The sequence below is a fragment of the Anaerobacillus sp. ABR4_321 genome, assembly GCF_056158505.1.
Genome location: NZ_JBSWTK010000001.1, coordinates 3,165,487 through 3,185,507 on the forward strand (window position 1 = coordinate 3,165,487; position 20,021 = coordinate 3,185,507).

Here is a 20,021-nt window from a genome sequence, read left to right on the forward strand (position 1 = left end):
GGTTAGATTCCGTTACGTTGCGAGCGGGAATTTACGAGACGTAAGTAATTTCTCAAAGTGTTCTTTGTTTAAAGGTTTACTATAAAAGAACCCTTGCGCGAAATTACATCCAAATCGTTTGACGATTTCGCCCTGTTCCTCTGTTTCGATCCCTTCCGCGACGATCGATAAATTCAGCCCTTCACACATTGTGATCACCGCTTTTACAATCGCTGCGTCCGCACTATTTTCCTTCAAGTTGCGAATAAACGATTGATCGATCTTTAAAATATCGAGCGGAAAGTCCTTTAGATAACTAAGTGAAGAGTAGCCAGTGCCAAAGTCATCGATCGAGACTTTGATCCCCATCTTCCTCAACTGCTTTAGCATCGAAATACTATAGTCTGTGTTCACGAGCGTTGTGCTTTCCGTTACTTCTAAATGTAGTGAATGAGGCGATAGCTGAGACTTGTTAAGCGCGTCACGAACAGATTCCACAAATTGTTCGCTCTGGAATTGCCTACCCGAGACGTTCACAGAGATCGAAAGGTGCTCATATCCGAGATCCTGCCACATTTTCGTTTGCATACAAGCTTCATTTAATACCCAGATACCGATCTCTTCAATAAGACCCGTATCTTCAGCAAGCGGGATGAACTGTGCAGGTGATACTAAGCCCAACTTTGGATGATTCCACCTGATTAAGGCTTCACAGGCATAAATCTTCTGTTCATCTAAATTCACTTGAGGCTGATAGAATAGCGTGAGCTCTTCCTTCTCGATGGCTCTGCGTAAATAGCTTTCTAGCTCCAGCCTCTCAAACGCCTGGTCATTCATCTCATCTGTGTAAAATTCAATATGATTTGCGCCCTGCTTTTTCGCTCGGTCTAATGCGATATAAGCATTTCGCATCAATTCATCCATATCGACACCATCATGAGGGAACATACTGATTCCGATTCCTACCGTCATGAAGTATTCCACATCGTTAAACACGATCGGCTCTTTAAGTTCATCGATGATTTTCTTTGCTAAACACAAGGCTTCATTCTCGGCTTTTATACCTGAAAGAATCAACGTGAATTCATCGCCACCGAACCGTGCTAACACGGCATCATCTTGAACGGCTTCTTTCAACTTCGCTGTAACGAGTTTTAATATGTGGTCTCCTTGGTGGTGACCAAGACTATCATTGATAAGCTTGAAACGATCTAAATCTACAAACATAACAGCTACCATCTCATCAGGTGCTTTAAGAGATTCTTGTAATAGATTCTCAAATAAGAGACGATTAGGTAGTTCGGTAAGGACATCGTAATAAGCAAGGTGTGCGATTTTTTCTTCTGCTCTAAGCTGCCTCATGATATTTTTACCGATTCCATAAGCGCCAACGACTTCCCCATTCTCGATAATAGGAATATTCGTTATGGTAAAAAGAACGCTTTCGCCAGACTTGTGGATTAAATGCACATCATATGACTGAGCATTTCCGTTCAAAGCGAGTTCAAACTTTTCTCTTGTTTTTGAATAATCATTTTGACTTACGAAATCTAGAGAGTATTTGCTCATCACCTCATCTGGCCTATAGCCTAACAATGGTTTAAGAGCAGGGTTCACGCTGGTAATCTTACCGAAAACATCAACAGAATAAACGAGGTTCGGATTTTGTTCAAATAAGGAGTTATACCGTTGCTCAGACTGCTGCAAACTCGCTGCCAACGATTCCAACTCTTCTGTTGATGCCTTTATCAAGTGAGATAATGCCTTTGTTCCTCCATCCAATTCGTTCATCTCCTGCATGTTAAATGATAGTATACGTTCGATTTCCGTCTCTATGTAAAATAATGACGTTTAGTTACGTCCATAATAACAAAAAGTATAGGGGCCCGAATACCTTTAAAGCAAAAATATGTCTATTACCCTATTCCTTATATCGGAAGAAAAAACCATTTGTTTAATAAAAAAACCGCCGTATTGGCGGTTTTTGTCTACAGCTGATATAGATGTAGTACAGAATACCCATAAAAAAAGACAAGAAAGAATGCAAATAGAAATTGCAGCCAAAATGGCCAGATCGATTTCCCCTTCTTTCCTCTTACGAGTATCATTTCCATAGATGAAAGCAACCAGATCGCTAGGACTGCTTTTACGATGGAAGGTCCCCAAAAATTATATCCAGAAACTAGTATAATTCCGGAGATCAATGTTAAGACGTACAACGTTCGGAGCACCATATGAGTGATCTTTTGCCCTTTCGCCTTCCCTTTTCTCATAAGAAAGTAGCTAATGATAAAGACCAATAGCGTTAATCCGAATGCAGTATAATGAGCATGAAGCATAGTGATGTTCCTCCTCAGAATGATTACAACGCTTCTATCTTATCATGAAGATGGATTCTCTTGGAAACTATCAGATTATTTTGACTCAAACGATATGAAGGATGCGATTTCATTGTTATAATAATGGAGTGTGACATGAATAAATAGACGGGAGTGACGGAGTATCATGGTACAAACACAAGACATTATTCAAATGACAGAGCAATACGGAGCTAATAACTATCATCCATTACCAATCGTCATCGCAGAAGCAGAGGGAGTTTGGGTTAAGGATCCAGAAGGGAATCGCTACATGGATATGCTCAGTGCGTATTCAGCAGTGAACCAGGGGCATAGACACCCTAAGATCATCCAGGCTCTTAAAGACCAAGCCGATCGCGTCACATTAACTTCTAGAGCATTTCACAATGACCAGCTCGGACCATTTTATCGTAAGATTTCAGAATTTACGAACAAGGACATGGTGTTGCCGATGAATACAGGTGCTGAAGCTGTAGAAACAGCTGTGAAAGCGATGCGCCGCTGGGCTTACGAAGTAAAAGGTGTAGAAAAGGACAAAGCAGAAATTATCGCTTGTGAAGGAAACTTCCACGGTCGTACGATGACAGCTGTTTCTCTATCTTCTGAAGAAGAATATCAGCGCGGATATGGACCGATGCTTCCTGGTATCAAACTCGTTCCATACGGAGACATCGAAGCATTGAAGAAAGCGATCACACCGAATACGGCTGGTTTCTTATTTGAACCGATCCAGGGTGAAGCAGGGATCAACATCCCGCCTGAAGGTTTCCTAAAAGAAGCTTATGAATATTGTAAAAAACATGACGTTCTCTTCGTTGCTGATGAGATTCAAGCGGGCCTTTGCCGCTCAGGGAAAAAGTTTGCTTGTGATTGGGATGACGTAGAGCCTGATATGTACATCCTTGGTAAAGCACTTGGAGGCGGGGTCTTCCCTATTTCTTGTGTTGCAGCAAACAGTAACGTCCTCGGCGTATTCACTCCGGGATCTCACGGTTCTACGTTTGGAGGTAATCCGCTAGCTTGTGCTGTTTCAATCGCTTCGATCGAAGTGCTTGAAAATGAAAAGCTTGCCGATCGCTCTCTTGAGCTCGGAAACTATTTTCAGCAGAAACTAAAAGAAATCAATAATCCGGTGATCAAAGAAGTTCGCGGCCGTGGCCTATTCATAGGCGTTGAACTTCATGAAGCTGCACGCCCTTACTGTGAAAAGTTGAAAGAAAGAGGCCTTCTCTGTAAAGAGACGCATGAGACGGTAATCCGTTTCGCACCTCCACTTATCATCAGTGAAGAAGACCTAAACTGGGCGATTGATCAAATTAAAGAGGTACTTTCAGCATAAAATTAAAGCCCCGCTTAGCCAGCGGGGCTTTATTCAATGTTATAATCCGATCGAAACATATTTTGTTTCTAGATACGCTTCGATTCCCTCATGTCCACCTTCACGGCCAAGTCCACTTTGTTTCATTCCACCGAACGGTGCTTGCGCAGCAGACGGAACGCCGTCATTCCATCCAACGATTCCATAATCGAGACCGTTAACGACAGCATTGCCTCTTCGCACGCTTTCACTGAATACGTAAGCTGCAAGTCCAAAAGGTGTTTGATTTGCATACTTGATCGCTTCTTCATCAGTAGACACTTTTTGAATCGGCGCCACTGGACCAAACGTTTCTTCGTTCATGATCAGCATACCAGGTGTAACGTCCTTCAAGATCGTTGGTCGATAGAAGTAGCATCCGTTCTCTTCGTATCCTTCGCCTCCAAGTGCAACTGTTGCTCCCTGGCTCGTAGCGTTCTTCACATGTTTATCAACTTTGTCATATCCATCTTTATCGATCATCGGTCCTATATCAGTTCCAGATTCAAGACCATTACCGACTTTTAACGCTTTCGTTTTCTCTACGAACCGTTCGACGAACTCGTCGTGAACCTTTTCTTGTACATAAACCCTGTTACCACAAATACACGTTTGCCCACCGTTTCTAAATTTTGAAGCGATGACACCGTCAACAGCTTTTTCGATATCGGCATCATCGAGCACGATGATCGGTGCATGGCCACCTAGCTCGAGCGAAATGTTTTTAACCGTTTCAGAAGCTTGCTCCATCAGCTTCTTCCCGACTTCAGTTGAACCTGTGAACGTCATCTTTCTCACGTGAGGATTACTCATCAGTTCTCCAGCAACTTCTGAAGATTTCCCTGAAACAAGGTTCACAACGCCTTTCGGAATCCCTGCCTCTTCACAAAGTTCAACGAGTCGAACTGCAGTTAGCGGCGTTGCAGAAGGTGGCTTGACCACAAACGTACACCCTGCAGCAAGCGCCGGTGCAAGCTTTCTCGCGATCATCGCTGCTGGAAAATTCCACGGTGTGATCGCACCGACAACACCGACAGGCTGCTTTCGGACTTCCATCATTCTACCTTCTTTATGTGGAGGGATCGTGCGCCCATATACGCGCTTCCCTTCTTCTGCAAACCATTCGACGAATGAAGCCGAATAAGCGACTTCCCCCTTCGATTCATGAAGAGGTTTCCCCATCTCCTTCGTCATTAGTTCTGCTAACTCTTCTTCATGCTCCATCATGAGAGCGTGAAGTTTCTTTAAGTATGAAGCTCGTTCGTATGCAGTAAGATTAGACCAAGCAGGAAAAGCATCATGTGCAGCTTCGATTGCTTTTTTCGTTTCAGACTTCCCACCGAGTGGAACTGATCCAACCACTTCATTTGTTGCTGGGTTTCTTACTTCGATCTTTTCTAAATCGTGACCTGTCCATTCTCCGTTAATGTAATGCAACTTCTCCATTTGCTAACCCTCCTGATAAACTGGAATCTCGCCATACATTTCCTTTTTTAACGAGCTGTTAAACGCTCACCCTATACTTATTTCATTTTGAAGGGAACCAATTCCTTCAATAGAAATCGTAATCTTATCCCCATCTCTTAAGAACTTAGGAGGTTTGAACCCTTTTCCAACCCCCGAAGGCGTCCCCGTTGCGATAATGTCACCTGCTTCGAGCGTCATTCCTTTTGAAAGTACCGATATGAGCTCTGGAATATCAAAGATAAGATCGCTTGTATTTCCGTTTTGCCTCACCTCATTATTAATTGCTGTAACGATATTCAGCTGATGAGGGTCTTCGATCGCACTTCGGTGAAGAATGGCTGGTCCCATCGGACATGACTGATCAAGACTTTTACCGATAAAGAACTGTCCATGTTTTTTCTGAAGATCACGAGCCGTGATGTCATTCACGATGGTATATCCGAAGACATGCTCCATCGCATCTTCACGAGAAATCCTCTTCCCATCCTTTCCAATAACAATCGCTAGCTCACCTTCATAATCTAGCTGCTCCGAAACGTCTTGCGAGAAAGACAACACCTCATTCGGATTCGAGATGGTTGTCGGTGCTTTTGTAAAAATCATAGGGTCAGATGGAATATCCTTTTCACTTCCCATCTCGATCGCATGATCTCTGTAGTTTTTGCCAACACATAACACATTCTTATTCACCTTCGGGATTGGAGCCAAAAGCGTAATCGCGTTTATTGAGATGCTATACTGATCATTTTTTTCAAGAAGGTTTATCATCTCATCATGCATATCGGTCTTGATCAAATCGACTAAGGTTGAAATGTGTTTTCCTTTATCTTTGAAATACTGAAAGCAGTCGATAACCTTTTCCTCTTCTTCTAACCAAACTCCAAACCGCTGTTCTTTCTCATAAAGAAATGATACGTATTTCAATTTTTCATTCTCCCTTCGAGATATGTTTAAAAAAGACCTGCAGGTTGCAGGTCTTCTCTCTATCCTTTTGCTTCAGGATCGTTTTCTTTTTTCTCAGATAGTAGCTCAGTAAACTCTTCTCTTGGTCGTTTTAACACGTTCTCTTCAACATTAAGACCAGATAACACTTCAACTGCGTTTTCTTTTCTTCTTCCAGTTTCAATCGTTCTTAGCTCGAGCTTATCCTTTTCTACGACAACTACATACGATTTATCATCTTTCATGATGATGCTCTCCTCAGGAACGACCGGGGCATCTACGTTTTGATGAAGCGGTACTTCGATCACTACGTGCGTGCCTGCTTTCATTTCGTTTGTTCCTTCCATCAAGACAGTAAAGTTAAAATAGCTAGATCCCTCTTCGATGGCGTACGGACGGTTTTCAATCAGTGTGATACGCCCAGTTAGTGATTGGCCAGGATACGCAGGCGCTTTGATCGTCACTTCTTGATCGACAGATAGTAAGGGAAGGTCGAGTTCAGAAACAGACCCTTGAACAGCAAGCTCGTTCGACAATACTTTCGCTACAGCTTCTCCATTTTCAGGTGTTCGGTTTAACTCAGCAACAGTCCCTTTAAGAGATGACTCTACTTCTCGTTCAACGTCACTGCTCTCGGCTTCCTGGATTTTACGATTGAGCTCTTTCCCTTCTAACTCTGCTAAACGCTTTTTATACTCGGTCTCTCGTATTTGTTCATCGATCCCGAGTAGGAGTTGAATCCTTTCTTCCTCATTCAACTCAGAATTAAGTTGTATGGTTGAAGCCTGTGAAGAAAGGTCATCAAGTTGATCATCCAACACATCGATCTCTGTTTCTACTTTGTTTTCTTCTGCTTTAAGATCTGATACATTCACATCGTTCTCTGCTTCATATTCAAACAGTGCGGTTCCTACTGAAACTTCTTCTCCTTCACTTACCAAAAATGCTGAGATATCGCCCTTCGACTTTTCATAGTAGACTACTTCTTCATCTTGGGGAACAAGGAGACCTTCATAGCTATGTAAATCTTCAAACGTTTCTTTTTTGACCGATACCGTTTCGAGCTTCTTCTCACCTGCAAGAACACGATGGATAACAAAAGTGTTTACAGTTACGAAGATCACAAGAAGCAGACCGACACTTATACTGACTAAGACCGACTTACGGTTCAAGACGAAATCCACCTCTCATTTAAAATGCCGTTCGTATATATGCCATCGCGAAAGCAAGCACGATGTCTAGAATGATGATCCAGGTAACAATGTATCCTCTTCTTCGAGAGGTCGATTGGTATATGGCAGCATACTGTACGATGATGAGCCATACAAAAAACAACGATAGACTATAGCTAAAATAAAGCCAGAATGAATCATCCACGAAAAGATCGATATAAACACCGATACTAAAAGGTGAGATATATGAAGGTTCATGGAGAAACATAATAAATGGCAGCTGCAAGATCATGCCGATCAACAAAATAAACACGCCATAACTATGTATAAACGCTAATCTTTTATACCCCACATCCTGAAAGAACGGCCAAAACAAGAGAGCGCCTACAAGAATGATAGATAAAAAGACAAGTATTGCTAAAATGCCGTCTGAGATCACTTCACTCAATACGAATAGCAGCTTCTCACTTGAGGCTAGCCCCCCATACTCTGGCAGCTCACCTGCGTATTTGATATTCAAAAATGTTGTCGCTGCCGTTACGAGAAACGCAAGTAACGCAAGTAAAAAAAGACGCCACCACGAGCCTTTTATACGGTAAGCCGAACGTAATGTTCGAAAGTGAGTAAAAGGCCTCACAATTCCTTTTCCTAATTTCATAGAGTGCAACATCCATGTTCCTCCTACATTAATTACCTCAACTACTAATCATATTTTTACATAAAATGCGTTAATTTGACAGTCTCTTTCTTCAATTCTTTACATTTATTGTCTCTATCTAAACAACAAGCCGCCGAGAATACTCTCAGCAGCTCGCTTAACCTTATAAAGTTTCTAGTTCGATTCTACTTCCTTTACCTGAAGGCTCAGACGGGGTGACGATCAGCTTCCTAGGAAGTCTCGCTCGTAATTCAGGTACATGACTGATCACGCCAACTGAAAGGCTTTCTGTTTGCAGCTTCTCAAGCGATGTGATCACCGTATCTAGTAAGCCTTCATCAAGCGTACCAAACCCTTCATCCAGAAAGAAGAACTGTAGCGGATGTGCGCCTCTCAATTGAATTTGACCCGATAATGCGAGGGCTAATGAAAGTGAAGTTAAAAATGTTTCTCCACCTGATAGCGTTGAAACAGGTCTCTTCACTCCTCCGTTCGCATCATCTCTGATCAGGAATCCACCAGAAGAATCAACTTCAAGCGCATATCGTTGACCCGTTAGATCTCCTAGTTTCTGTGAAGCGTCGAGGCTTACCTGCTCGAGCTGTTCTGATGCGATAAACTCTACAAAGCTATTGCCTCGGAATACAGCTTGAAGTTTGCCTAGCTTCTCAAGCTCATCACTCGTTTTCTTTCGATCGCTTTCTAACTCCATAAAGCGTTCATGGCGTTTCGTAACATCGTCTAGATGATGACGACTTGCCGCAACATGCGAGTGGGCATCGTCCCTCGCTTTCTGCTTTTGCTTCAGAACATCCTCCGCTTCTTTCCATTCTTCTTCTGTAATCTTCTCTCCACCGAGTCTTGCTTCGAGTTCTTCAATTCCATGGATCACGCGATTCCATTCTCTATCGTGCGATTCTACCTCTTCTTCCCACTTTTCTCGAGAGTGTTTCGAAACGTCTGCTTCTCTCACACTCTCGCGATCTTGGAAGATCGATTCCTCTTGTTCTTCCTCGTAAGCAGATCTCGCTTTTTCCAAACGTTCACGTACGTCCTTAACATAGTGGTCATCAGATGCAGCCTGTCTTTCTGCGCTTTGGTAGTGTTCACTCTTTTTTGTTAATTCTTCTTGAGCCGCCTTTTCTGCAGCACGTAGATCCGTTAATCTCTGTTCAACTTGAATATAGGATTCATGCGCTGATCCTTCACCTACTAGTTCATGAAGGTCTCGTTCAAGTCGTTCTAACTGTTCTTTATTTTGCTGAAGTGTACTCTTGATTTCCGCTTTTTGAACAGAGAGAGCTTGAACGTTTTCTTGTAAACTAGCAAAGCGTTCTTCTTTCTTCTCGATGTATGGAATGCTTTTTGAAAGGCGTTCTCGAATGACTTCGGCTTCGCCATCCATCTCCTGAAGCTTTGTTACTTTCTCTTCAACTTCATCAATCGTAAGGGAAAGCTCTTCCATCATACGTTCCTTTATTTCATCCGCTCTTACAGAAAGCGTATGCTTCTTTTCTAAGATGGCGGACAGGTTATGATTGACCTGATCGAGTCTGTAGGTATTTTTTGATACAGCCGTGTTGTACTCCTGAAGTTCTTTCCCTAGTTTTCTGATGTACTCTTCAAGCTCACGTACATCTTGAGTGAATGATTTCATTTCGGTGAGGAGATCGTCCGACAACTCGACAGGCTGATCGGAAGTAATTTCTTTCACACCCTCATCAAGGTCGAGCATTTGATCAGAGAGCTGTTCGAGCTTGTATTGCAACTGCTTTCCATGTAAAAGGCTATCTTTAAAAGCCTCTCTCTGCTGCTCCGTTTGCTCGATTTTATGCTGCCATTCAAGTGTCTCGTCTTCTCCATCTGCAAGATCAACATGCTCGGTTGCTCCACAAACAGGGCACGCGTCTCCATCCTGCAGTTCTGAAGCAAGCTTGATCGCGATCGCATGAGTCCGACTGTTCTCAAGCTTTTGATAAGCGTCATGAATCTCTTTACTTAATCTTGCTATACGTTGGTCTACCGCTGTTTTGCATGCTGATACACCTTCATAGCTTCTCAACACTCTTTTGAAAAAGGTACGATAGCTTTCTTTCGCTTTTGTGAGCTTCATATTCAAATCTGACTGCGAAGCTTCTAAAGAGTTTTTTTCTTCGTTGATTTTCCGTTCTTCCTCTATCACTTCATCGATCTGCTTCTTAGCACCTTCGTACTCATGCTTTAATTGCTGTGCTGTCGAAAGACGCTTTCGTTCATCATTCGGAACCTGAAGACCGTCGAGCTTGCGATTTAAATCCTCTTGTAAGTTTCTCGCAACGTTTAAATCGTGCTCAGCCTGTGTCATGGCTTTGTTCGTTTCGTCATCGTCTTCTTTGATCTTGTTCCATTTTACAAGATTTCTTTCTCGTATCGTTTTAAGCTCATCTACTTCTTTCTCAAGCTTTATTCCACGTTCGAGGTCATTCAACCTTTTGATCAATTGTGGTTCTTCACTCTGTTGTTTCGCTCTACTATCATCATGCTTTTTCTTCGCATCTTCATAGTACGTTTTCGCTTCAGTTAAAATTGCTTTCGTACGCTCATAACGGAGACGCGCTTCTTTTTCTTCCTTGTCGGTCGATTCTAGCGTATCCAGATATGGCTTGAGTGCTGAAGCCGCAAACGACCGCTTGATCTTCTTCTTAAGATGATCCATTTCTTCACTTTTCAATAGAAGTTTCGATTTCTTATTCGATAATTCCGTATGCTCTTTCTGAAGTGACCAGATTCTCTCTGCATCGTTTCTTCGTTTCTTCGATGCCTCAAGCTCTTCATTCGCTTTTTCAGCTGCTAGCTCAGCGCTTTTTAACGATTCCTTCGCTTCCTTCAGGTGCTCCTTAGAAGCATCTCCTAGACCCGTTTGCTCTGCTGTAAGCTCATTCAACACGCTTTTTTCTTTATCGACTCGGGCCTTCAGTCTGCGGTTGAACTGATCGCCATATTTCTCTAACTGAAACAGCCTCTGAAGCATCTGACGTCTTTCAGTACCTTTTAACGAAAGAAACTCGGCAAATTTCCCCTGTGGTAAAACGACGGCACGAGTAAAATCATCGATCGTCAATCCAAGAATTTCTTGAATTCTTTGAGATACATCGCGATCTTTATCTGCCAAAACGCTTTCTTCATCAGTGATTTCTACTAGACGAGAGGTCGTTGAGCGTACGGATATGTCTCCAGAACGCTTGTAGCTCCGCTCGACACGGTAATGAACCCCTTCACTGAGTTCAAAGGTAAATGACACGGACAGCGTATCTTCTGCATGATTCATGATTCCCTGCGTATTGTTCGTCGCACGTTCGACCTTCCCGTACAATGCGAGCGTCATCGCATCGAGCAAGGAAGATTTTCCACTTCCAGTCGGGCCAAAAATACCAAAAACGCCTCCTTGACAAAGTGCTTCAAAATCTACAACCTGTGGTTCTCTAAAACTATGAAGACCTGATACAGATAATCGTAATGGTTTCACAAGTGGTTTCCTCCTTTCCTACTCATCTTCATCACCGTGAGAAAGCTCTAAAAACAAGCGAACGAGCTCATCATCCGGCTCGCCTCCATCCGTTTGCTGTTCATAAAACCGTTTGAACAGTTCATCGATCGGAAGACTTGATTTTGCCGCGGTATCCTTCTTTTCACTTTTATTAAAAACGGGACGAATATGAATGAACCCGTCATGCTTGCTCCGAAGCCTATGGATTTCCTCGATCGAAAGCGTATCGTTTAAATGCACTTCAAGATCGACCCAGGCATCCTGATCTTTTCCTTCTTCAAGCCAGGTATAGACCTGCTCGATGCCTTGATCTGCAACCCATTTCACAAGAGGTTTCCCGGACTGGAGAGGGACTTCTTCAATGTGTGCGAGCCCAACAGGGTCCACTTCGACCAACGTAACCGACTTCGCATGACTTGCTTCAGAAAAGCTGTAAGCAAGAGGTGAACCAGCGTAACGAGCAAGAGCAGAACCTCTTGTAATGGTTTGAGGACGGTGGAGATGTCCAAGTGCAACGTACTGCGCCTCCTTCGGTAACGAGTTCGCAGAGACGGTGTAAGCCCCTCCTACTTGAATTGGCCTTTCTGAATCCGTTTCTCTACTTCCTGCAACATAGATATGACTCATCGCAATATGAACTGCATCGTCAGGAACATCTGAGGAAAGGTCATTAAACAACTTCTCCACCCGATCGTCGTAAGCGAGCTGAAGGACGCCTTCTTCCTGGCTTTCTGTTAAGCATTCGTTTAATCGTGATTCTGAAGGGTACGGAAGAGCAGCGATCGAAAGCGTTTGTCCATTACGCACTGTTAACTGAAGGCGTTCTGCTGTTGGAAAACCGATGATCGTGATCCCATTTCGATCAGCAAGTGGGCGAGATGCCGCTAGACGATCTGGACTATCATGATTACCTGAAATAATGATAAGCGGACGTTCGCCGTTTTGCGTGAGCTTAACAGCTGCATCGTAAAATAACGTTTCTGCAGCTGCTGGAGGATTGACCGTATCGAAGACGTCTCCTGCCATCAAGATCGCATCCACCTCTTCGTCATCAGCGATGTTGATGAGCTCATCAAGAAATGCTTTTTGTTCAGGTAATCTGCTTCTTCCTTCAAGCGTTTTTCCTAAATGCCAATCTGCCGTATGAAGCAACTTCATCGTTTTCACTCCTCTGCTAGTTGATTATGTATGTTTGAATAAATAAGCTAGCCGGACATGAGCCCGGCCAGCATGTTAATCGATCGTAATCGATCGTCCACCATCGAAAAAGTAAAGTACTTTTTCTTTACATGGGAGATTCCATATTTCATCGATTGCTTTTTCGTATAATTTCAACTGTGTTGAATAGCGATTTTTCATGGTCGTTTCGACTTGTTCTTCTGAACTAAATCTGTTCTGAATCACATCTGTCTTATAATCGACTAGGATTAACCCATCTTCTTCTTCGATAATACAGTCGATGACACCTTGTAAGACGACCGTCTCCTCTTCACCTTCAAAATCAGCATAAATCCAAGTGGAATCAACACCAAGGCTGAAAGGAACTTCCTTGTGAATCGCTTTTGCGTGTCTCATCTTCTTACCTAGAGATGACTGCGTGAACTGCAAAATCTGGTTCGCATCGATCGCAGCTGTTTGTTCAGGTGTTAATAATTCCTTTTGTTCTAGTCGAGCGATCAAATCTCTTACTGCATCTTCATCCGTTACATTCGTAACATTCAAGTGTTGCATCACAACATGCATCGCCGTTCCTCGTTCAGCCGGTGTGAGCTTTTTACTTTGTAGGAAGCGAGGGCGCTCTTTTAGCGACTGTTTAAACCCACTAACGATCGTTGAGTCACTCCGCTCATCAGAAAACACTTCCCTCTGCCTCTTCACTTCAGTGACAGACTGCTTGGATTTCGTTTCAGTCGCTGCCGTGTGGGGGTACGTCCAACTGAGTCGTTTTACGACTTCATCTCGATGTGTACTACGTTCAGGAATCGTCTCTTTTGACTGAAGTAATTTCCCATACTCTTCTTGCCTCGCAACATCTTCAGATTCCACTTCTGCAAAATCGGCTGCAGAGTGAATCGCTAGGTCCCACCTTGACGTATGATTAAAGACAGGAGTTGGCTTCTTAATATCTGCCACGTCATCAACAATTTGTGCTAAATCTCGATGACGAAGTAGCGAAGGGCCAATCCAGCTCAAATATGATTTTCCTTTCGAACGTTCAAAATCAGAAAGCAACCATTCTTCTGTTGAAGCACCTGTCCAGGATAAGAGCTCTTTTTCCCACTCTTTTACGGTACCGATCAAATAGAGCTTCTCCTTTGCTCTCGTCAATGCAACATACAACACACGCATTTCTTCAGCAAGCATCTCGAGTCGCATTCTCTTTTGAAGAGTAAAATACGGTAGCGTTGGATATGTGATGCGATTGATAGGGTCAATGAATTTGGAAGCTACCCCAAGCTCTTTATGCATCAGCATCGGATTGACCATATCTCTCAAATTGAACTGTTTTGCAATCCCTGCCACAAAAACGATCGGAAACTCAAGTCCCTTACTTTTATGGATGGTCATCACTCTCACAACGTCTTCCTGTTCACCGAGCGCTCTAGCAGTCCCAAGATCGCCACCTTGCTCTTTCATGCGATCGATAAAGCGTAGAAATCGGAATAAACCTCGAAACGACGTTGCTTCATACTGTCTCGCACGATCGTAAAGTGCTCTCAGGTTCGCTTGACGCTGAAGGCCCGCTGGCATTCCCCCTACAAACTCATAATAATTCGTTTCACGGTACAACTGCCAAATCAATTCTCCAAGAGAAGACTGTCTCGCTTGATCCCGCCATTGATTTAGCTTCTCTAGAAATTCTGAAAGCTTGTCTGCAAGCTCATCTGACTCATCGTCTGCATACGTTTGTAGTGCTTCAAAATAATTCCCATTTTTCTCATGAATTCGAATCTGAGCCAGCTCTTCCTCTGTTAGACCGAAAATAGGAGAACGAAGCACGGATGCGAGCGGAATATCTTGATACGGGTTATCGATCACGTTAAGTAAGCTCATCATGACAGCTACTTCTGTCGCTTCAAAATAACCTGTTGCTAAATCGGAGTATGCAGGAACCCCTGCCTGTTTTAACTCTTCAAGGATGACCGGAGCCCAGCTCGCAGTCGCGCGAAGCAGGATGACCATATCTCTGTACTCAACCGGTCTCATGCGCTCTTCTTTTCGGTCGTATACTTTGGCACGCTCTCTTTCACCTTTCCCCATCATCGTCTTGATGCGAGATGCCATTAATCGTGCTTCGAGCTGCACCTTTTCGACATCCTCTTCCTGATCTTCTCCTTCTGAACTCTGGTCGATCAGATGAACTTCTGGAACGACCGCTTCTGAAGAAGGGTAGCTGGCACCAGGAATCAACTCAGCAGCTTCATCGTACTCGATTTCACCAACACGTTCATCCATAATTTGCTTAAAGATGTAGTTCGTCCCATTAAGAACTTCTTCACGGCTTCTAAAGTTACGTGCAAGATCGATTCGCTTTGAAGGGTCGTCTGATGAACGCCCGAACGTCTTATATTTAGAGAGAAATAAACCCGGCTCTGCTAATCGAAAGCGATAGATACTTTGCTTCACATCGCCTACCATGAACCGGTTCCCCGCTTCTTCACCACTTCGACTGATCGCATTCAAAATCGTTTCTTGGACTGAATTCGTATCCTGATATTCATCGATCAACACTTCAGCAAACTGCGTTTGATATTCACGAGCTGCATTCGAAGGGATTGGATTTTCCGGGGTAGAATCCTTGTCGAGTAGTACGGCAAGACAATAATGTTCGAGGTCACTATAGTCGACGAGCCCTTTTTCTTTTTTCAGAAGCGTATACCGTTCTCTGAACTGCTTAACGAGCTCAGATAACGTACCTAGAACAGGCGCTAACTGTTCAAGATCTTCCACGTACTCTTCAGGAGTTCTCTGGAACAACTCTTCCTGCAAACTCTGAATCGTCTTCTTAACTTTGTCCCTCATCCCTTTGACCGCATCGATTTTGGCAGTGTCATACTGATCGCCTTTACATGGTTTCAACCGACCGAAATGAAAAGCTTCAAAGCTAGATGCTAATGACGACCAGGTTGCTTGAGCTGAGGATAAGGCATCTAGTACCATCTTATGCTCAGACTGTAACGTTTCGAGGTACGGTTCAGGACCATCTGATGAAGATGCGAGCTCGATCGATTTTTCTTGGAGCTCCTTCATACCTTCAAGCTGAAGAATGACATCTTTCTTTAATTCCTTCACCCAAACGAGTTCATCAAATGCCACTTTCCCGGCATTTTCATACTGAGCGACGCTTTCATACAACCATTGATCTGGCCATGGATGACTCGAGGAGAAGTGATACAGCTTTTCGACGAGCTGTTGAAGGTCAACATCGCTTCGATCGCTGCTGTACCTGTCGACTAGGTCAAAGAACGCTTCGTTCTCACCGCTATACTGTTCTTCGAATAACTCCTCCATCGCTTCCTCTCGAAGAAGAGCCGCTTCCGTTTGATCAGCTACCCGAAAAGCAGGATCAAGATCGATTTCATAATAATAGCGACGAAGTACTTCCATGCAGAAAGAATGGAGCGTTGAGATGGAAGCTCTGTTAAGCATGGATAGCTGTCTTCGTAAATAGAGCGAAGAGGGATCTTCTTTTAATCTCCCTTCGAGTGCTTCACCGATGCGGTGTCTCATTTCAGCTGCAGCAGCATTCGTGAATGTAACGACAAGAATCCGATCTACCTCTGCTGGGTCTTTCTCATCCGCGAGTCTTCGAATGATGCGTTCAACTAATACCGCTGTTTTTCCAGAGCCTGCAGCTGCTGCAACCAGCACATCCTGGTTTCTAGCCGCGATGGCATCCCACTGTGCATCCGTCCAGTGGGAACCTTCTGGTTTTTTAATGTACTCCGTCATCCGTGCCCTCTCCTTTCTCTCTCATATTTCTTAAAATCGTTTCATCGTCTTTTACTGGGATCACTTTGTACGAATTGTCTTCCATCGCCTGGTCAAACTGACAGAACGATCGGTATGAACAGAACGTACACGGAATCTTATCTTTCATTTTGTATGGATCGATATCGATTTTACCGTCCGAAATATCTGTTCCAATTCTTTGGATCGTCTTTCTCGTATATGCCCTAAGCGCATCAAAATCTTCAGATGAAAGGACAGATGAGTTCTTTGTAAAGTTCCCATCTTTTTTCAGCGCTGCCGGTACGATATCTGACTTATCTCTTTCGATCGTATCGTCCATCAAGCTAACGACATCCTTATCAGCAAGTAACAAGCCTTTCATCTTAAACTTCTTGAAAAGCTCCCTTTGTATGGCTGATTGAGCTGGTGAAGACGTTTGAAGCATCGGATTATGAACGTGGAAATAAAGCATACCAGCTGCTGCCGCTTCTCTTCCTAGCCATAGATGAGAATAAGAAATCACGACATCTAAATATGTGAGCATCTGTAGTGCAAGGCCAAAGTACACTTCTGACAGATCGAGCGAAGTTCCGCTCGATTTGTAATCGATGACCCTCAAGAGGAGCTGATCTTCTTTAAACGCCTGATCGACTCGATCGATCCGTCCGATGAGCTGCAGCGTAACGCCGTTCTTAAGTTTAAATTGAATCGGTGGTATCGCTTCTCCAGGACCAAAAGCAAGTTCAAGCCCAGCAGGCTGAAATCCGCTTCGCTTTGCTTGCTGTCCGAGTACAGACGAAGCTCTCCCAACGACTTGCTTTAACTTCCTCATAATATAGTGATAGCGATTCGAGCTAAGCAGAATTTCATTTTGAAGCCTTGGCGCGAGCTGTTCGACGATTTCTCCTGAAAGCTCATAGTATTGATTCGTCGAAAGCTTACTCCAATCCCAGTCTCGCTGCTTGATTGTTTCAGCAAGCATGTTTAGTGATGCATGAAAAAGCTGACCGATATCCGGCGCTTCTAGTTTAAAGGTGGAGCGCTCTTTTAACTTGAGGCCATGTGAAGCGAATTGCGAGAACGCACAAGACTGATACCGCTCCATTCTTGAGACACTCGCCTGGATTTTCGAACCGTATAGCTCACGGCTCGTTTCACGAGAAAGGTTAGTCGCTTTGTTTCGGTAAAACAAGCTTTCTACTAATCTCAGTTTACTACTCTCGCGATCGCTGTTTTCAACGAACCAGTTATACGCATCCCACCAGATCGCATCGATCGGGTAGCCCCTGTGCCACTGTCTCAGTTGGCCAGTAAGCCTTCCGATCGTTTTTAGCGGATTCGTTATGAATGAGAGTTCGTCATCTGCTTCCTCGCCAGGTTCAGCAAACTTCAGTCCAATCGATAGATCTCTGAACATTTCCTGCATTCGATTCATGACGATCGAAGGCTGTAGGCCTTTCCCTTCGCCGTCCGCAAGTGGACAGCTCACCCATAAATTCTCTGATGGTGTTGAAAGGGCGTGATAGATTAGGAATTCTTCATCTAGTAATCGCCGCTTCAAGCCTGGAGCAAGCTGAATCCCTTGTTCTTCAAGTTTTTCTCGATCTTGTTCACTTAAAAGTCCATCATCCTGAAGTTTTGCTGGTAACACCCCGTCGTTCACGCCGAGCAGAAATCCACACTTTACATTTGTAAAACGGGTCCGGTCGATGCTTCCGATCACCACTTGGTCGAGAGAAGCGGGAACAAGTGCAAACTTCATACTTTCGATACCAGCTTCTAATAGTTTCGTAAACTGTTCGATCGATAACTCCTGGTCTCCAATCAATTCGACCGTTTCATCGAGAAGAGCGATGACTGCATCCCAAACTTGATCATGCTCTCTCGCCTTCGTTAATTGTCCCGCTTTCTCAGCGTGTTCTTTTAGCCGATCTACTTTTTCAGCAGCATTACAGTTTTCAAGGAAATAGTATAGAACTTCACACTTCTCGCGTACTGTCTTTGCTTGTTTCATCTTACGCTCGAATTTTTCTAAAGGGTTCGAAACCCATTCTTTCGTTTCGTTCAATCGTTCTTCCATTCGCTCGATTTCATCAGACGTTACGGTTTCTTTATCCTCTAGTTGACGATAGATATTCGCCTTCCACCGCTCTCCTGATCTCCACCGGTATCCTTTGATCCCTTTTGCAATCACATAATTTTCGAGCTCATCCATTCGATTTCTAAGATCTGCTTTGCTATTCTCCGTGTCGTCAGGGTACAGAAGCTCTGTTTTCACACAGCGGAAAACAGCTTCATATCTCCAGTGATACTGAATGATATCGAGACTCGATCGTATAAGCTCGATCAAAGGATGATGGAGCATCGTCCTTTTTTGGTCAGAGAAGATAGGGATTCCATGATCTGTAAAAATCGTTTCAACAAGCTCGTAATACGTTGACATATCCCTGACCATCACAGAGATATCTCTGTATCGATAGCCTTCGTCTCGTACAAGCCTGAGCGTCTCTCTTGCTGCAGCTTCAACTTCAGATCGAATATTCACCGCATGATTGACTTTTATATGCTGAAGCTCTCCTGTATAAAGGACAGGAGGGCGTTCTCCGTAATTTGCTTCTAAATGACGAAGCTCGTTGTTTTGGTACCTCTTTTGGTTGGTTAGTAGCTCTGGTGCCTTTACGTCGATCCCTTCTTCATTCGCCATTTGAAGAAGGGTCTGGTACGTTGTCGCTGGCTCGTGAAAAAGATCTAGTTCATGGACAGAAGCTGGATTCATTTCGGTATCCATCGTGATGGTAAACGTGATATCCGCACCTTTTTTCATCAAAGCTTGTAAAACGAGAAGCTCCTGAGGTGTAAAGCTATGGAACCCATCCACCCAAATCGCGGCATTCTCTAGATACTGTGATTCAGAGATTTTCTCAGCTAGCAGCTGAAGGTAATCTTCCGAATCTAAATAATGACCGATCATCGCTCGTTGAAATGCTTCGTATACAAGGTGAAGGTCATAGAGCTTGTCTCGTAGAAGACTTCGATCGTCGGTTGTATAGTAATCATCAGCGTAACTTTTTATATGATCTGGCTCGAGGCAGTAACGCTTAAATTCAGTGACCATATCATTCAACTGATCGATATAGCCTGTTTTGTCTGACGAACGTTGATAAATTCTCAATTGTGCTTTATTTTCTTCAATAATATGTCTGAGCATCATACTCGTACCGACAGACGTTAAATGCGGCCTCGCCATACCACCTGTCTCTTGAAGGACTTTCCATGCAAGACGTGTAAAACTGAACACTTGAGCACGAATCATGCCTTTTAAATTACGGTTATGTACGAGCTCATACTCTGACTGAAACGTCATCTGTTCTGGAACTAAGTAGATCATCGTCTCCCCAAGAGGACGTTCGGTCAACTCACGCTGAATGTCAGTAAGACAGTGATCGGTTTTTCCGCTCCCCGATCGACCTATAATAAATTGAACTCCCATTCGTTTCTCCTCCCGTACACGTGTACTAACTATCCCATTATCTCACGTTTTTTCGCAATTTAATAGACTTCATAAGAAGATACGTTCGCATTCTGTTTTCCAATTATTGAGTGATCG

At 43.6% G+C, this 20,021-nt stretch carries 11 protein-coding genes; 1 reads left to right on the forward strand and 10 read right to left on the reverse strand.

Annotation, left to right across the window (positions count from 1 at the left end; genetic code table 11):
- Positions 1-12: 12 nt before the first annotated feature.
- Complete coding sequence (locus ACXADT_RS16500) at positions 13-1,761, reverse strand: sensor domain-containing protein (RefSeq protein WP_474831947.1); 1,749 nt, start codon at positions 1,759-1,761, stop codon at positions 13-15.
- 206 nt (positions 1,762-1,967) lie between these two features.
- Entirely contained in the window at positions 1,968-2,318 is a 351-nt protein-coding gene (locus tag ACXADT_RS16505; protein ID WP_270181577.1) for a DUF1516 family protein, read from the reverse strand.
- A 166-nt stretch (positions 2,319-2,484) separates the two neighbouring features.
- Between ACXADT_RS16505 and ACXADT_RS16510 the strand changes: the two genes are divergently transcribed.
- A complete protein-coding gene (locus ACXADT_RS16510) occupies positions 2,485-3,678 on the forward strand; it encodes an ornithine--oxo-acid transaminase (protein ID WP_270181576.1) in 1,194 nt (397 codons plus the stop codon).
- Positions 3,679-3,717: 39 nt separating this feature from the next.
- Here ACXADT_RS16510 and ACXADT_RS16515 read toward each other — a convergent pair whose 3' ends face one another.
- The 8 genes from ACXADT_RS16515 to addB form a co-directional block, all read right to left on the reverse strand.
- Positions 3,718-5,142 carry an NAD-dependent succinate-semialdehyde dehydrogenase gene (locus tag ACXADT_RS16515; protein ID WP_474831949.1) on the reverse strand — a complete coding sequence of 475 codons (1,425 nt, stop codon included), beginning with the start codon at positions 5,140-5,142 and terminating at the stop codon, positions 3,718-3,720.
- Between the two features lie 66 nt (positions 5,143-5,208).
- Positions 5,209-6,087: a fumarylacetoacetate hydrolase family protein gene (locus tag ACXADT_RS16520; protein ID WP_474831950.1), complete on the reverse strand. Its 879-nt coding sequence runs from the start codon at positions 6,085-6,087 to the stop codon at positions 5,209-5,211.
- A 59-nt stretch (positions 6,088-6,146) separates the two neighbouring features.
- Positions 6,147-7,277, reverse strand: a complete 1,131-nt coding sequence (locus tag ACXADT_RS16525) for an efflux RND transporter periplasmic adaptor subunit (RefSeq protein WP_474831952.1) — start codon at positions 7,275-7,277, stop codon at positions 6,147-6,149.
- A 19-nt stretch (positions 7,278-7,296) separates the two neighbouring features.
- A complete protein-coding gene (locus ACXADT_RS16530; RefSeq protein WP_474831954.1) occupies positions 7,297-7,947 on the reverse strand; it encodes a hypothetical protein in 651 nt (216 codons plus the stop codon).
- 151 nt (positions 7,948-8,098) lie between these two features.
- Positions 8,099-11,440 carry an AAA family ATPase gene (locus ACXADT_RS16535; RefSeq protein WP_474831956.1) on the reverse strand — a complete coding sequence of 1,114 codons (3,342 nt, stop codon included), beginning with the start codon at positions 11,438-11,440 and terminating at the stop codon, positions 8,099-8,101.
- An 18-nt stretch (positions 11,441-11,458) separates the two neighbouring features.
- Positions 11,459-12,619 (reverse strand): exonuclease SbcCD subunit D, encoded by a 1,161-nt coding sequence (locus tag ACXADT_RS16540; protein ID WP_474831957.1) that lies wholly within the window; start codon positions 12,617-12,619, stop codon positions 11,459-11,461.
- A 75-nt stretch (positions 12,620-12,694) separates the two neighbouring features.
- Positions 12,695-16,414 carry a helicase-exonuclease AddAB subunit AddA gene (gene addA / locus ACXADT_RS16545; RefSeq protein ID WP_474831959.1) on the reverse strand — a complete coding sequence of 1,240 codons (3,720 nt, stop codon included), beginning with the start codon at positions 16,412-16,414 and terminating at the stop codon, positions 12,695-12,697.
- Positions 16,398-19,904: a helicase-exonuclease AddAB subunit AddB gene (gene addB / locus ACXADT_RS16550; protein ID WP_474831960.1), complete on the reverse strand. Its 3,507-nt coding sequence runs from the start codon at positions 19,902-19,904 to the stop codon at positions 16,398-16,400. Before addB ends, addA begins: the two co-directional genes overlap by 17 nt.
- Positions 19,905-20,021 lie beyond the last annotated feature (117 nt).

Coding starts and splice junctions, on each gene's coding strand:
- ACXADT_RS16505 (WP_270181577.1), bottom strand. CDS start 2,318: ATGCTTCATGCTCATTATACTGCATTCGGATTAACGCTATTGGTCTTT.
- ACXADT_RS16510 (WP_270181576.1), top strand. CDS start 2,485: ATGGTACAAACACAAGACATTATTCAAATGACAGAGCAATACGGAGCT.
- ACXADT_RS16515 (WP_474831949.1), bottom strand. CDS start 5,142: ATGGAGAAGTTGCATTACATTAACGGAGAATGGACAGGTCACGATTTA.
- ACXADT_RS16530 (WP_474831954.1), bottom strand. CDS start 7,947: ATGTTGCACTCTATGAAATTAGGAAAAGGAATTGTGAGGCCTTTTACT.
- ACXADT_RS16540 (WP_474831957.1), bottom strand. CDS start 12,619: ATGAAGTTGCTTCATACGGCAGATTGGCATTTAGGAAAAACGCTTGAA.
- addA (WP_474831959.1), bottom strand. CDS start 16,414: ATGACGGAGTACATTAAAAAACCAGAAGGTTCCCACTGGACGGATGCA.
- addB (WP_474831960.1), bottom strand. CDS start 19,904: ATGGGAGTTCAATTTATTATAGGTCGATCGGGGAGCGGAAAAACCGAT.